15 protein-coding genes are annotated in these 13,556 nt (G+C 33.3%); 2 read left to right on the forward strand and 13 right to left on the reverse strand.

What is annotated here, in order from left to right; all coding sequences use genetic code 11:
- Window positions 1–218 precede the first annotated feature (218 nt).
- Together ftsA and ftsZ are read left to right on the forward strand one after the other, a co-directional pair.
- Window positions 219–1,451 carry a cell division protein FtsA gene (ftsA, locus tag KJ849_00355; protein ID MBU2599028.1) on the forward strand — a complete coding sequence of 411 codons (1,233 nt, stop codon included), beginning with the start codon at window positions 219–221 and terminating at the stop codon, window positions 1,449–1,451.
- A 94-nt stretch (window positions 1,452–1,545) separates the two neighbouring features.
- Window positions 1,546–2,691 carry a cell division protein FtsZ gene (ftsZ, locus tag KJ849_00360; GenBank protein ID MBU2599029.1) on the forward strand — a complete coding sequence of 382 codons (1,146 nt, stop codon included), beginning with the start codon at window positions 1,546–1,548 and terminating at the stop codon, window positions 2,689–2,691.
- 254 nt (window positions 2,692–2,945) lie between these two features.
- On the opposite strand, the gene pgeF is transcribed toward ftsZ, so the two are convergent.
- The 13 genes from pgeF to ffh form a co-directional block, all read right to left on the reverse strand.
- Window positions 2,946–3,755, reverse strand: coding sequence for a peptidoglycan editing factor PgeF (pgeF, locus tag KJ849_00365; protein MBU2599030.1), 810 nt, complete (start codon window positions 3,753–3,755; stop codon window positions 2,946–2,948).
- Between the two features lie 8 nt (window positions 3,756–3,763).
- Window positions 3,764–5,395: a radical SAM protein gene (locus KJ849_00370; protein ID MBU2599031.1), complete on the reverse strand. Its 1,632-nt coding sequence runs from the start codon at window positions 5,393–5,395 to the stop codon at window positions 3,764–3,766.
- A 199-nt stretch (window positions 5,396–5,594) separates the two neighbouring features.
- Window positions 5,595–7,133 (reverse strand): YifB family Mg chelatase-like AAA ATPase, encoded by a 1,539-nt coding sequence (locus KJ849_00375; GenBank protein ID MBU2599032.1) that lies wholly within the window; start codon window positions 7,131–7,133, stop codon window positions 5,595–5,597.
- 86 nt (window positions 7,134–7,219) lie between these two features.
- The gene (locus KJ849_00380; GenBank protein ID MBU2599033.1) at window positions 7,220–7,588 is read right to left on the reverse strand and encodes a YraN family protein; all 369 of its coding nucleotides are present in this window, start codon (window positions 7,586–7,588) and stop codon (window positions 7,220–7,222) included.
- Window positions 7,578–7,874, reverse strand: coding sequence for an EscU/YscU/HrcU family type III secretion system export apparatus switch protein (locus KJ849_00385; GenBank protein MBU2599034.1), 297 nt, complete (start codon window positions 7,872–7,874; stop codon window positions 7,578–7,580). Before KJ849_00385 ends, KJ849_00380 begins: the two co-directional genes overlap by 11 nt.
- Before the next feature lie 24 nt (window positions 7,875–7,898).
- On the reverse strand, window positions 7,899–9,206 hold the full coding sequence (locus KJ849_00390; GenBank protein ID MBU2599035.1) for a hypothetical protein: 1,308 nt from the start codon (window positions 9,204–9,206) through the stop codon (window positions 7,899–7,901).
- Entirely contained in the window at window positions 9,206–9,829 is a 624-nt protein-coding gene (locus KJ849_00395) for a ribonuclease HII (GenBank protein MBU2599036.1), read from the reverse strand. Before KJ849_00395 ends, KJ849_00390 begins: the two co-directional genes overlap by 1 nt.
- 37 nt (window positions 9,830–9,866) lie before the next feature.
- On the reverse strand, window positions 9,867–10,187 hold the full coding sequence (rplS, locus tag KJ849_00400; GenBank protein ID MBU2599037.1) for a 50S ribosomal protein L19: 321 nt from the start codon (window positions 10,185–10,187) through the stop codon (window positions 9,867–9,869).
- Window positions 10,184–10,873 (reverse strand): tRNA (guanosine(37)-N1)-methyltransferase TrmD, encoded by a 690-nt coding sequence (trmD, locus tag KJ849_00405; GenBank protein ID MBU2599038.1) that lies wholly within the window; start codon window positions 10,871–10,873, stop codon window positions 10,184–10,186. The genes rplS and trmD overlap by 4 nt, the downstream gene beginning before the upstream one ends.
- Window positions 10,874–11,374: a ribosome maturation factor RimM gene (gene rimM, locus KJ849_00410; protein MBU2599039.1), complete on the reverse strand. Its 501-nt coding sequence runs from the start codon at window positions 11,372–11,374 to the stop codon at window positions 10,874–10,876.
- 12 nt (window positions 11,375–11,386) lie between these two features.
- Entirely contained in the window at window positions 11,387–11,617 is a 231-nt protein-coding gene (locus KJ849_00415; GenBank protein ID MBU2599040.1) for a KH domain-containing protein, read from the reverse strand.
- Window positions 11,618–11,634: 17 nt separating this feature from the next.
- A complete protein-coding gene (rpsP, locus tag KJ849_00420) occupies window positions 11,635–11,901 on the reverse strand; it encodes a 30S ribosomal protein S16 (GenBank protein MBU2599041.1) in 267 nt (88 codons plus the stop codon).
- 14 nt (window positions 11,902–11,915) lie between these two features.
- Window positions 11,916–13,244, reverse strand: coding sequence for a signal recognition particle protein (gene ffh / locus KJ849_00425; protein MBU2599042.1), 1,329 nt, complete (start codon window positions 13,242–13,244; stop codon window positions 11,916–11,918).
- Window positions 13,245–13,556: the final 312 nt, after the last annotated feature.

Here is a 13,556-nt window from a genome sequence, read left to right on the forward strand (position 1 = left end):
AAGAAAGGTGCATATTCTTCCATTGGATCACCCTTGGAGGAAGTTTAAAATAAACCCATATAAAAGATCATTTTTATCTAATACAAAATAGGACATTTCTATTTAACGGAAAACAGGACATTTTCATTTTGCTGTTACAAGGTTTAAAAATTCCTTGACAAAATGAATAAATTGCTATTTATTTAAGAATTGGTAAAAAAGTAGATAAGGGGGAAGATATGCCAAAAGGGGATCCGATTGTAGGACTTGATATTGGAACAAGTAAAGTTTGTGCGGTCATTGGCGAAGAAGGTGAAGATGGCCAAATAGAAATAGTAGGTGTAGGCTCTACAGCATCTACTGGATTGCGAAAAGGGGTAGTGGTCAACATAGATGCTACAGTAAGAGCTATAGAGACTGCGGTGGCCGAGGCAGAACTTATGGCTGGAGTTGATATAAGTTCTTGTTATGTGGGAATTGGAGGTAGCCATATCAAGGGACTTAACAGTCATGGGGTGATTGCTATTTCTCGAAGTAGAGAAGTTGCCCAAACTGATGTCAATAGAGTTCTTGATGCGGCTAAAGCAGTAGCTATACCCTTGGATCGTGAAGTTATCCATATCTTACCTCAACAATATATTATAGATGGACAAGATGGTATTAATGACCCTGTTGGCATGTCAGGGGTAAGATTAGAAGTAGAGACCCATATTGTTACCGGAGCAGTAACTTCTGTTCAAAATGTGGTTAAGAGTGTTAATAGAGCAGGGCTAAGCATAGAGGATGTAATCTTAATTCCCCTGGCTTCTAGTGCCGCTATTTTAAGCGAAGATGAAAAAGAATTAGGAGTTGTTTTGGTGGATGTAGGCGGGGGAACTACTAGTGTCGCCGTATTTGTGGAAGGAAGCATTTGGCATACAGAAATCCTTTCGATTGGTGGTTTTAATGTGACTAAGGATATCTCGGTAGGATTACGCACTCCTATCACTGAAGCAGAAAAACTAAAGATTGAATATGGATGTGCTTTATCTTCTATGGTAAGTTCTGGAGAAGAAGTGGAGGTAATGAGTGTCGGCGGAAGAAAAAAGCATTTTATTCCCAGAGAAATTTTAGCTAAGATTATTGAAGCTCGATTAGAAGAGATATTTAATTTAGTTAATCGAGAAATCAAAGCAGTAGGATATGAAAATTCGATAACCACCGGTATTGTTCTTACTGGCGGCGAAGCAATGTTAGAAGGTATTCCAGAATTAGCAGAACGTATCTTTGATTGTCCGGTAAGGATTGGAACACCTAAAAATATAGGTGGCTTAGTGGACATCGTCAGTAAACCTGTCTATACTACCGCGGTGGGGTTGGTCTCCTATGGTATGAAGAGTAGATTAGTTACAAGAGGTTTTAAAGCAGTAGGAGAAAATGTATTTAAAAGTTTAAGCGCTAAAGCCCGAAATTGGTTTAGTGAATTCTTTTAATTCTTAAAAAAAGGTAATATTAAGATATACCCAATTTTTATTAGGTATAAAATATAACTTAAAGTTAAGAAAAATGTTTAAGAGAGGGGGAAAAATGATAGATTTTGAAAGCGAAGCCTATGGATCTACTAAGATAAAGGTAATTGGAATTGGCGGTGGAGGAAGCAATGTTGTTAGTAGAATGATGGGTAGAAAAGTTGAGGAAGTGGAGTTTTGGGTAATGAATACGGATGCCCAAGCTCTTCAAATGTGCGAAGTTCCCAATAAATTGCAAATTGGAGTTAAATTAACTCGTGGATTGGGAGCAGGAGCAAATCCAGAAGTTGGCAGACAAGCGGCTGAAGAAGATAGAGAGCTCATTAGGTCTAGCTTAGAAGGGGCAGATATGGTTTTTGTGGCTACTGGTATGGGAGGCGGCACAGGGACAGGTGCTTCTTCTATTGTGGCTGAAGTGGCTAAGGAATTAGGTGCTTTAACTATTGCCGTGGTAACTAAACCTTTTGTTTTTGAAGGCTTTAAAAGGCAAGAAAATGCAGAGAGAGGTATAAAGGAATTAATTGAAAGAGTAGATTCTCTAATCGTTATTCCCAATCAAAAACTTTTATCAGCTTCAGAGAAAAAGACTACGGTGATAGAAGCTTTTAGAATAGCCGATGATGTACTAAGGCAAGGGATTCAAGGTGTTTCAGATTTAGTTATTCATCCAGGAATCATAAATTTAGACTTTGCAGATATAAAAACAGTTATGTCCGGAATGGGTAAAGCTCTTATGGGTATTGGCATTGGAGTAGGAGAGAATAGAGCGGTTACGGCTGCCCAAGCAGCCATTAATTCTCCTCTTTTAGAGGACGTTTCTATAGAAGGAGCTAGGGCTATTTTAATTAATATTACTGGCGGCGAAGATCTTACTATTCATGAGGTTAATGAAGCGGCTAGTATTATTTCAGAAATGGCTGATAAAAAAGCTAATATTATTTATGGTCAAGCTATTGATGAGTCTCTCCATGATGAAATGCATATTACTATTATTGCTACCGGTTTTGGAGAAGTAAAAGAAAAAGAGAAGCCAAGTTCCAAGACAACCATAAATCTTGAAGATTATCGTTATGAGAAACCAGGTATTAGAATTAAGAAAGATAATCTACGACGAGAGATTTTAATTGGACCAGAAAAATTTTTAAGTAAAGATAGTAGAGAGATCGAAGAAATTCCGGCTGTTTTTAGAAAAATAGCTGATTAGAAGTTTCTTTATTAAATTAAGACCATAGGTTTCAAATTTACTTAATAAGTTCAAGTTATTTCTAGAAGTAAAATAAGAAGATTTTATAGATAGGGGTAATTTACTAAGTTTAATAAGTGTTTTTTACTTCTAAGTAAGGCTTATTTTTTTCCAAGATAGCGACGAGATGGTTATTGTTACGGCTTAGTTGAGTCTTGATATTCACGTTATTGATGAAAGTTTGACATAGGTAAATTAATTTAACTACACTACCTTTAAAGTAAGAACATCAGAGACATCATTCTTCCAGTATCTTTTTTGTCTCGGCGGTAAGAAAAAAAGTATTCCCTTTGGCAGAAAGTACAATTTTTACTAATAAGGATGTTGTCTTTTTTAACTCCTAAATTAATAAGTAATTCTTTGTTAATTAAGGTTAAATTTAAATAATAAGTTTGGTCCTTAAGAGTAATAAATCTTGATTTAAGATAATGAAAATTACTTAAGAATTTTTCTGCTAATTCTAAACTTACTTGACAACAGCAAGTTTTAATAGAAGGTCCTATGCTTATCAAGCAAGAAGCAGCCTCGGTATGGTATTCTTTTTTCATAGTTTCTAATATTTTCTCAGATATATTTTCTAAAGTACCTCTCCATCCAGCATGAGCTAATCCTACGGCTTTATTGATAGGATCTAAGATAAAAATAGGCAGGCAGTCAGCCGTGAGAATAGCAATAGGGACATTTGTTAAGTTAGTTATCAAAGCATCTGCTTGATAATTCTCAAAGTATTTAAAGGTAGAATTACTTTTAACGGTAGCTACTTTGGTTTTGTGAACTTGCTTGCAAATAACAATCTTTTCTAAATTAGTCTTTAATCTCTGAGCTAAGATACTTCTATTCTTTAAGACATCTTCTTTTTTATCACCCACCTCGAGAGATAGATTTAAACCTTGATAAGCGCCTTGACTTACTCCATTTTTTTTAGTCGTGGTATAGGCTCTACTAAGACCAAGTTGGTCGAAGTGAAGATAAGTTTCTAGGGTTAAATCTTCAATTTGAACAAATTTCACTTTTGCCGTGACCAAAGCACCACCTAAGAGGTTATTTTTTTAAAATATCTTTCTTTTTCTTTTAAAAGAAACTCTTTATTAGAACCACAGTTTAAGTGGTCCCAAGGCAAGATTTCATAATCCTCAAAATTTCTAAAACGATAAAAGGAGTAAGATAAATTTGATTGTTGAAAAGCTTCTTTAATATTTTGTTCTTTCTTTAACAAGGTAGTTAATAATCTGCCTAGCTTCCTATCTCCTCTGGCTAGTATCCCTTGAAGGATAGATAATCTGATGCTTTCTAAAGAAAGTTTAACCTTTCCTCTAAAATGGGTTTTGAGAAGATTTATCTTTAATCTTAAGGTATCTTCATCTTCCAGATCTAACCACTGTAAAGCCGTGTTAGGTTTGGGAATAAAAGGATTAATACTTAAAACCAACTTTCTAAAAAGATTTAATTCTTTAATTTTTTCGACAAAGTTTATTATTTCTCTTACCTCGTCCAGGCTTTCTTGAGGTAGTCCTATTATAAAATAAAGCTTTAATTTAGCAATACTCTTTAATTCTTTGAGCTTAGCTAAGATACTTTGGTTGGTAATCTCTTTATTCATAGAGAATCTTAATTGATCAGACCCACATTCTGGAGCAATGGTGATGGTCTCTTGGGAAAGAAAGGAGGTTAATTGGCTCGATAAAGAGATGCTTTCTAAGGAAGAAGTGCTAATTTTAAAGCCTAAAGCAGATAATTCTTGGCAAAGATCTTCTATTTCTGGATGTTCACAAATATTAGGGCCTATTAAACCAATTTTATCTGTATGTTGAAGAGCTAATTTAGCCTGGAAAATAATTAATTTTTTCTCTTTAAAACGAAAAGGTCGGTAAATAGCTCCGGTTAGACAAAAACGGCATCCTTGTTTGCATCCTCGAGTAATTTCTGTTAAATACTGGTTTTTAAAGGCAGTATTGGGAGTAATGATTAAGGATTGATTATAAGGACTATTTATGTTCTTGGCAAATATTCTTTTTAAGTTATCCTTTTTTCCTTCAACTTTTAAGATTTTACCTCTTTGATCATAAAAGATATTAAATAAAGAAGGAACATAAATTCCTTGTTTCTGGCTTAAAGATTTTAAGATAGTTTCTTTAGGTTTATCTTTTATTTCTTTATAAGTATCAATAAACTCTGGAAGTATTTCTTCTCCTTCTCCTAAAATAAATAAATCTATAAAATCTGAAAGTGGTTCTGGATTTGAAAAGCAGGTAATTCCTCCCGCTATCACTAAAGGAAAGCTTCTTTCTTTGCTTAAAAGAGGTAAGTTAGCTAAGGTAAGAATCTTAAGGAGATTAAGGTAGTCTCCTTCAAAGGGGATGGAGAAAGCAATCAGATCAAAGTTTTTAAGGGATGTTTGTGATTCTAAACTAAGTAAGGGAGGGTTAGTCCGGGTATGCTCAAAATAATCCGTTCCTTCAGGCAGAAAGACTCTTTCGCAATAGGTATCTTCTCTTTGATTTAATAAGTTAAAGATAGTTAGATAACCTAAGTTACTCATTCCCAAGTAATAAGTATTGGGAAAGACTAAAGCTACTTTTAATTCTTGGCGGGTATATTTTTTACCAAAAAAGGATCTTTCTTCTTTTAATTGCTTTAAACTCTTCTTTTTTATTAAGTTAGGCATATAAATTAAATACCAAAATTTGCAAAAAGTAGTCAAAGAAGAGATAGACCTTAGATCATAGATTAAAACAATCAGGGAAGGTTTTTAGTTTAATGCTTATAGTTCGCAGCCCAATTTTCATTAGGCCTATCTACGATGATTGACTTCTTCAGTCAATTAGGATTCAAAGAGCTTATCTTGGCACGTGAACGTTTATTTATTATAACCAACGTTGGCGGTCTAAATTACGATATTGGATGGCTTCTAAGATATGGTAGCTTTTTATCTCTTGACTTTCTTCTAAATCAGCAATCGTTCGAGAAACCTTTAAGATCTTATAATAAGCTCGAGCACTTAACCCTAATTTCTCCATGGCCTTATTTAGAATAGTCTTGCTGTCTTGATCAATAGCACAAAATTTACTCATATCTTTTTGAGAAATCTGACTATTGAAAAAGACATTTTTTCTTCTTTTAAAACGTTCTTTTTGGATCTGACGAGCTTTATTAACCCGAGCTCTAATAGAAATAGAGCTTTCTATAAATTCGGTATTTTCCTCTATATCTTGAGACTTTATTCTAGAAACCTCAATTTGAATATCGATACGATCCAAGAGAGGCCCTGAAACTTTACCAAAATATTTTTGAATAGCGCTGGGATGGCAAGTGCATTCTTTTATCGGGTCAGCTAAAAATCCACAAGGACAAGGATTCATAGCGGCGATAAACATAAAACGAGCTGGAAAGGTAGAGCTGCTATTTGCCCTGGAGACAGTAATTACTCCATCTTCCAAGGGTTGCCTAAGAGATTCTAAGGTATGTCGAGCAAATTCAGGAAGTTCATCTAAGAATAAAACACCATGATGAGAAAGGCTAATTTCTCCAGGATGAGGAAAAGGGCCTCCTCCTACTAAGCCTGCATCAGAGATAGTATGATGAGGAGATCTAAATGGTCTGGTAGAGATTAAAGGAGTATAAGAAGAGGTTAATCCTGTAACGCTATAAATCTTAGTAATTTCAATAGCTTCTTCTAAGCTTAATTCGGGGAGGATGGTAGGAATGTGCTTGGCCATCATAGTTTTGCCACTCCCAGGAGGGCCTACCATTAAGACATTATGTCCTCCGGCGGCAGCTACCTCAATAGCTCTTTTCGCTTGCTTTTGACCTTTTATTTCAGCAAAATCTAAATCGTAATGAGTATGGTTTACGAATATCTTTTCCGAATCTGCTTGACAAGGGGAAATATCTATTTCTTTATTTAAGAACTTTACTACTTCAGCTAACTCTTTAGCTGGAATTACTGCTAAATCAGGAATGATAGAAGCTTCGCAGGAATTTTCAAAAGGCAGGACAATTCCTTTAAAGTTATTTTCTTTAGCAGAAATAGCGATAGAAAGAGCGCCTTTAATAGGTCTTAGCTTGCCATCCAAAGAAAGTTCACCTACTAAAAGATAGTTATTTAAACTCTCTTTCTCTACTTTTTCTAAAGCCGCTAAGATTCCAATGGCAATAGGTAAATCAAATAAGGACCCTTCTTTTTTGAGATCGGCCGGAGCAAGGTTTATGGTAATTCTTTGAGGAGAAAGCTCAAACTTGGAACTTTTAAGAGCAACTCTTACCCGATCTCTGCTTTCTTTGATGGAAGTATCAGGCAAGCCTACAATATTGATAGATGGCAGGCCGGGAGAAAGATCTACCTCTACCGTGACTACGTAAGCATCAATACCAAAGATAGAGCTGCTATAAACTTTAGACAACATACTTTGTTTTATTTTTCGTCAGTATTCAGGTATCAGCTTTCAGCTATCTGACCGCTATTTTCTGGCAACTGACATCTGGCCACTGACTATTTTTCAGATTCTACCCAAAATGCATCTTTTGCTAAGAAAATATTAGGTTTTTGAGCAGTAAGGATAATAGAAACAATATCAAATCTACAATTTAAATGCCATAAGTTTTTTTGAGTTAAGTAGACTTTAGCTACTTTCTCTACTTGAAGTCTTTTTCTTTGATTAACTGCTTCTATCGGTGGTCCATATCTTGGAGATATTCTACTTTTAACTTCAATGAAGACTAAAATATTTTTATCTAAGGCAATAATGTCTATTTCGCCTAATTTGGTTTGATAGTTTAATTCTATGATCTTATATCCTTGTTTCTTTAAATATTTTACCGCTATTTCTTCTCCTTTTTTCCCTAAATCTTTACTTGACATAAATTCCTTTTTTCCACTTTTGGTTTAAGGAATAAACAAACACCAAGACTTCAGCTACCACTTGATACAATTCTTCTGGTATTTCTTTATTAATGTCTAACAAACTTAAAGCTTCTGTTAAATCATGGTCTTCGTAAATAGGAATATGGCATTCCTTAGCAATTTCAACAATCCGTTGAGCAACAATTCCCCTTCCTTTGGCTACAATTACCGGAGCTTGGTCTTTTTCTCGCTTGTATTTCAAAGCAGCTGCTTTTTTATACTTAAGATCTTCTTCTTTTTTCATCATAAAACAAGGAATAGTTCTCGACTAAATCTTTAGATCAATCTTACTTAAGTTGTCTAAGTTAATAGATCGATCTTCATAAAATTCTTTTTCTGGAATAGGTAATATTCTACAGTCAATTTTAGCTTCTTGGTATCCTATGGAAGTTAAATTAGCCTGAAGCTCTTCTATGTGATTTAAGGCAAAATTTTTCTTAACAAAGTCTTCTAAAGAGATCTGGCCATGAATTAATTTATCTTTTAAATGTATATTTAGAGCAACATTTCCTAAGCCAGAAGTTCTGAATAAAAAAGAGATGCTTAAATCATTTAAATTTATCTTTTCACCCTTTTTTTTCTTTTGATATTTTATCTTAATCTTTACTGGCTCTTGATAAGAAGAGATCTGATAAGGAATTTCCCAATAAAGATAACGAAGATCACCTCCATCTTGGTTTAAAAGTTGAAGGGAGGTAAGATAAAGTAAAGTTTGGTCCAATGTTTCTAAGAGCTTTGGTAAGGCTGGATAAGAAAAATCTTTTTGATCGGAAATTAAATAATCTTTAAGTTTCAAAAGGAGTTTTTTTAAATTCACCTCTTTTTCTGGGTCTAAAACTAAACCTAAGTTGCTTAAAAAGTCTTTAAGATTGATAGAAAACTTGTCTTTTTCCAGAGAAAGAGCAGATAACTGATCAAAAAATCTATCAAATTGTTGTTTTAAATCTTTTTCTAAGGGAAGATTTTTGAGGGTTTCTTTTAAGTTGTTTAGATAATCAAAGAGAGATATTTTTTCAAAAAGATATTGTTTTAAACAATGAAAAGAAGTGGGGGAGAAAGGAATATCTTTAGCTTTTAGAAAGACTAAAGTTTCAATATCTGAAAGATGATTTAAATTTAAAGCTTGTAAATTTTTATTAATTTCTAAAATTACCTCTTTGTTAAGGGGTAAGTTATATTCTAAAAGCTTAGCTACGATATTTATATTTTCTTTATTAACGGGCACTTCTAAAGATTTTAAGATATTTTTAAGATCAAGGTGGGTATATTTATTAGCATAAACTTGATTTTCACCTTGGGGGATTAATTGGAAAATAATTTGAGGAGTAAGTTCTTTGACTTGAAGATCAATTATCTCTCCTTTATTAAAACTTAAGTTAGTAAAAGCGGTGAAATTTTTTCCTTTGATGTCTAAAGAAACCTTGCTGTCTTTATAAATAGCTTGAACTTGAGCTTTAAGAATTTCTCCAACTTCAATCTTTCCTTCTAAGTAAGTAGAAGCTTCGGAAGGTATAGTAAGGGTAGATGGTTGGTCTTTTATAAATGGTTGGTTTTTTATAGAAGAAATGGTCATCATTAGTTAAGAGGTAAAAGATTAGAGATAGGAGCAAAAGTTTGTCGATGAATTCTACATATTCCAAAATCTTTAATTGCTTGGAGATGAGTCTTTGTTCCATAGCCTTTATGCTTATTAAAACCATACTTGGAAAATTCTTGATGATAATTGTCCATAATTTTATCTCGGGTTACTTTAGCTATAATAGAGGCACAAGCAATAGTATGGCTAAGTTGATCTCCGTGAATGATTGGCTTTTGGGGAATATTAATTTCAGGAATTTTTAGAGCATCTACTAAGATATAATCTGGCTGAAGAGTCAAGTTAGATAAAGCTTTTTGCATAGCTAAGTAAGTAGCTTTTAAAATATTAAGATAATCGATAATTTTTTCTTCTATGATGCCAATGCCCATGTTTAAAGCTGATTTAGATATAATTTTGTAGAAATATTCTCTTTTTGCTGAGGTTAACTTCTTAGAATCATCAACTCCATCGATGATTAAATTTTTAGGCATCACTACTGCTGCGGCTACTACTGGACCAGCTAAAGATCCTCTTCCTACTTCATCTACACCACAAATATAATTAACTCCCGTGGAGATTAAGGAGTTTTCGTGAAGATAAAGATCTTTCTTAGGATTCATCTTTCTTGTTTCTTGGTAATTTTTCTTTTGGCTTTAGTCACCGCTTGCCTTTCTTTTTACGCAAATAGTATAATTTTGCTCTTTTACTTTTTTCTTCATGAGTTACTTTAATCTCCTCAATAGTTGGAGAATGCAAAGGAAAAGTCTTTTCAACGCCTACTCCATATGAAATCTTTCTTAAAGTAAATGTTTTGCTGATACCTGAACCGTGCCGCTTAATGACTACACCTTCAAAAGATTGTTTTCTTCCTTTTTTATCTTCAAGAGCTTTGGTAATTACCTTGATCGTATCACCTGAGCTAAAGATAGGAATGTCTTTTTTTAATTGAGCCTCAGTAACTTCTTCTATGATATTCATATATTGCCTTTCTTGTTAAATTTATCTATTAAATCTTTTCTATTCTTGTCAGTCTTTTCTAGAGCTTTTTTTTCCCGCCATAGTCTTATTTCTTTATGATTACCGCTTCGTAAGACCGAGGGCACTTCTAAGCCTTGATAATTAGCTGGTCTAGTATATTGGGGATAACTTATGATTTCTTTAGCAAAAGACTCTTCCTTTAAAGAATCTATATTTCCTAAAACACCAGGAATAAGCCTTCCTACTGTTTCTACTAAGACTAAAGCAGCGACCTCTCCTCCATTTAAGATATAATCACCAATGGAAAGCTCAAGATCAACTACATTTTCACTTACTCTTTCATCTATTCCTTCATATCGTCCACAGATAAAGATTAGATGTTCTTTCTTGGATAGTTCGATAGCTAAATCTTGGTTTAGCAATCTTCCTTGAGGAGAAAGTAAAATTACCATTCCCCTAGGAAGTGATTCTAATGCTTTAAAGATAGGTTCAGGTTTTAAGACCATCCCTGGACCTCCACCAAATGGAACATCATCCACCGTGGCCTGCTTATCTAAAGCAAAAGAACGTAGATTGTGTAAATTTACAGAAAACAGCTGATGATCAATCGCTTTTTTAACAAGACTTACCTTTAAAGGAGAAGAGAAAAATTCAGGAAAGATCGTCAAGATGTCTATTCTTAACATCTAAACTAGTCCTTCCATTAAAAAGACAGTCATTTTCTTATTTTCTAAATCAATCTTCTTAATTACTTCTTTAATAGCAGGCAAGAGGAGATCATTGTCAAGAGCATAAACATCATTACTACCCGTTTTATAAATATCGACTACCTTTCCTAAATAATTATCTTGAGTATCATAAGCATTTAAACCTATAATCTCAAATTCATAAAAACTACCTTCAGGTAGCTCAGGACAATCTTTTTTTAAGATAGCTACAGTCTGATTTAATAAATTTTTTGCCTCGGAGATATTATCATATCCTTTAATGTTTAAAGTTATCTGGTTTTTTCGATAATTAATCGCCGTAACTTTTACTTTACTTATCTCTTTATCCTGGCTAATTAGAAAAGCCTCTTTTAGTTCTTCAAAACGGTGAGGATTGTCGGTTAAGGATCTTACTTTTACAGCTCCTTTATTTCCAAAAGTTCCAACAATTTCCCCAACTGCTATATACTCCTCATCCATGCCCAGTTTTCCTTAATTCAAAACTTCAAGCACTGTTCGTTTGTTATATTTAATGGCCGCAGCATTTAATAAAATCCGAATGGATTTAATAATTCTTCCTTGTTTTCCTATTACTTTTCCTACATCATCTTTAGCTACTTTGAGTTCAAAAATGGTTGTCTTTTCACTCTCAATTTGATTAATCGTTATCTCTGAGGGATTATCTACTAAAGATTTAATAATATACTCTAAAAGCTCTTTCATTAACAACCTCCATAAAACTATATCTTTACTTCTGGTAGTTTTTTAAACAAACCTAAATTTGTAAATAAAGATTTAACTGTATTGGTAGGAATAGCTCCTTTTTTTAGCCAACTTATAGCCTTTTCTTCATCTACTTTTAAAGTTGTTTTATTATCTAATTGGTTATAGTAACCAATTCTTTCAATGAAACGTCCATCTCGAGAAAATCTAGAATCTGCTACCACAATCCGGTAGATCGGTCTTTTTTTACAACCCATTCTTCCAAGTCTTATTTTAACTGCCAATAAATCTTCACCTCCTATCTTAAAAAAGAGAACATCTGTTTTTGATTTGATTTTTTGTGAAAACCCTTAGTAAGTAATTTCATTTGTTCAAATTGGCGAAGAAGATTATTTATTTCGTTAGGAGTAGATCCACTTCCTATAGCAATACGTCTTCTTCGACTACCATTAATAATATGAGGTTTTTCTCTTTCTTCTCTCGTCATAGATAAAATAATAGCTTCAGTCTTATTTAAATTTTTTTCTCCAAAATTTAATCCAGAAGTGTTTTTTATTTGATGGCTTAAACCTGGAATCATACTTATAATTTGTTCCATGGAGCCCATCTTTTTAATTTGTTGAATTTGAAGTAAAAAATCATTAAGGTCTAAACTTTGTTTCCGAATCTTATTTTCTAATTCTAAAGCCTTTTTTTTATCTATTATTTTTTCAGCTTTTTCAATTAAAGATAAGACATCACCCATTCCTAAGATTCTCGAAGCCATTCTTTCAGGATAGAAGACTTCCAAATCTTCTAATTTTTCTCCAATGCCTACTAATTTTATTGGTTTCTTAATAGTCATATTAATGGACAAAGCAGCTCCTCCTCGGGCATCTCCATCTAGTTTAGTTAAAATTACCCCCGTCAGGTTTAATTCTTGATTAAAATGGTTGGAGATATTTACTGCTTCTTGACCGGTCATAGCATCTACCACTAATAAGATTTCATCAGGTTTACTTTCTTCTTTCATCAGCTTAAGTTCTTGCATCATCTCTTGGTCAATATGAAATCGTCCGGCTGTATCTATAATCACCACCTCAAAAGAGTTTAAAGTAGCTATTTTTTTAGCAGAAATTAAGGTATCAACTGGACTTTCTCCTTCTTTTGGGCAGTGAACTTCTACTTTAATCTTTCTTCCCAGTGCTTGAAGTTGTTCCACGGCTGCAGGTCGGTAAATATCTGTGCCTACTAATAAAACTTTATGCCCCTTTTGTTTTAAAAATAAGGCTAATTTTCCAGCCGTAGTAGTCTTTCCACAGCCATGCAAACCAACTAATTTAATAAAAAAAGGCTTATTAGTAATTTCTAAAGCCTTAAAGCTTCCTCCTAAGATATTGATTAATTCTTCATGGACAACCTTAGTTACTTGAGCAGCTGGAGTTAAACTTTCTAATATTTCCTTGCCTAAAGCTTTGGCAGAGATAGAAGAGATAAATTCTTTTACTACTTTATAATTAACATCAGCTTCTAAAAGAGCTAATTTTATTTCTTTTAAGGCTAGAGAAACATCCTTTTCTGAAAGCTTTCCCTTTCCTCGTAATTTTTTAAAGACTGTCTGTAATTTGGAGGATAAATTTTCAAACATAATAATTCGTCAGCATTCAGGTGTCAGTAACCAAATCTTAATGGGTTAGTTATCAGTATTATTTTTTACAGTCTAATTTTTATTAAAAACTTACTATAAGTTAAGATTTAGCTATTGTCAAGAAAAAAGAAGAATTTGTAACAGCAAAATGAAAATGTCCTGTTTTCCGTTAAATAGAAATGTCCTATTTTGTATTAGATAAAAAAGATCTTTTATATGGGTTTATTTTAAACTTCCTCCAAGGGTGATCCAATGGAAGAATATGCACCTTTCTTATCTTTAATTGCTCTTTTTCTTCTTTTGGTTTTAATG

The sequence above is a fragment of the bacterium genome (assembly GCA_018830565.1).
In the GTDB taxonomy this organism is placed as follows: domain Bacteria; phylum UBA9089; class JAHJRX01; order JAHJRX01; family JAHJRX01; genus JAHJRX01.

What these genes read in the sequence shown, in the direction of transcription:
- ftsA (MBU2599028.1), top strand. Translation starts at nt 219, where the DNA reads ATGCCAAAAGGGGATCCGATTGTAGGACTTGATATTGGAACAAGTAAA.
- ftsZ (MBU2599029.1), top strand. Translation starts at nt 1,546, where the DNA reads ATGATAGATTTTGAAAGCGAAGCCTATGGATCTACTAAGATAAAGGTA.
- KJ849_00370 (MBU2599031.1), bottom strand. Translation starts at nt 5,395, where the DNA reads ATGCCTAACTTAATAAAAAAGAAGAGTTTAAAGCAATTAAAAGAAGAA.
- KJ849_00375 (MBU2599032.1), bottom strand. Translation starts at nt 7,133, where the DNA reads ATGTTGTCTAAAGTTTATAGCAGCTCTATCTTTGGTATTGATGCTTAC.
- KJ849_00380 (MBU2599033.1), bottom strand. Translation starts at nt 7,588, where the DNA reads ATGTCAAGTAAAGATTTAGGGAAAAAAGGAGAAGAAATAGCGGTAAAA.
- KJ849_00385 (MBU2599034.1), bottom strand. Translation starts at nt 7,874, where the DNA reads ATGAAAAAAGAAGAAGATCTTAAGTATAAAAAAGCAGCTGCTTTGAAA.
- KJ849_00390 (MBU2599035.1), bottom strand. Translation starts at nt 9,206, where the DNA reads ATGATGACCATTTCTTCTATAAAAAACCAACCATTTATAAAAGACCAA.
- KJ849_00395 (MBU2599036.1), bottom strand. Translation starts at nt 9,829, where the DNA reads ATGAATCCTAAGAAAGATCTTTATCTTCACGAAAACTCCTTAATCTCC.
- rplS (MBU2599037.1), bottom strand. Translation starts at nt 10,187, where the DNA reads ATGAATATCATAGAAGAAGTTACTGAGGCTCAATTAAAAAAAGACATT.
- trmD (MBU2599038.1), bottom strand. Translation starts at nt 10,873, where the DNA reads ATGTTAAGAATAGACATCTTGACGATCTTTCCTGAATTTTTCTCTTCT.
- rimM (MBU2599039.1), bottom strand. Translation starts at nt 11,374, where the DNA reads ATGGATGAGGAGTATATAGCAGTTGGGGAAATTGTTGGAACTTTTGGA.
- KJ849_00415 (MBU2599040.1), bottom strand. Translation starts at nt 11,617, where the DNA reads ATGAAAGAGCTTTTAGAGTATATTATTAAATCTTTAGTAGATAATCCC.
- ffh (MBU2599042.1), bottom strand. Translation starts at nt 13,244, where the DNA reads ATGTTTGAAAATTTATCCTCCAAATTACAGACAGTCTTTAAAAAATTA.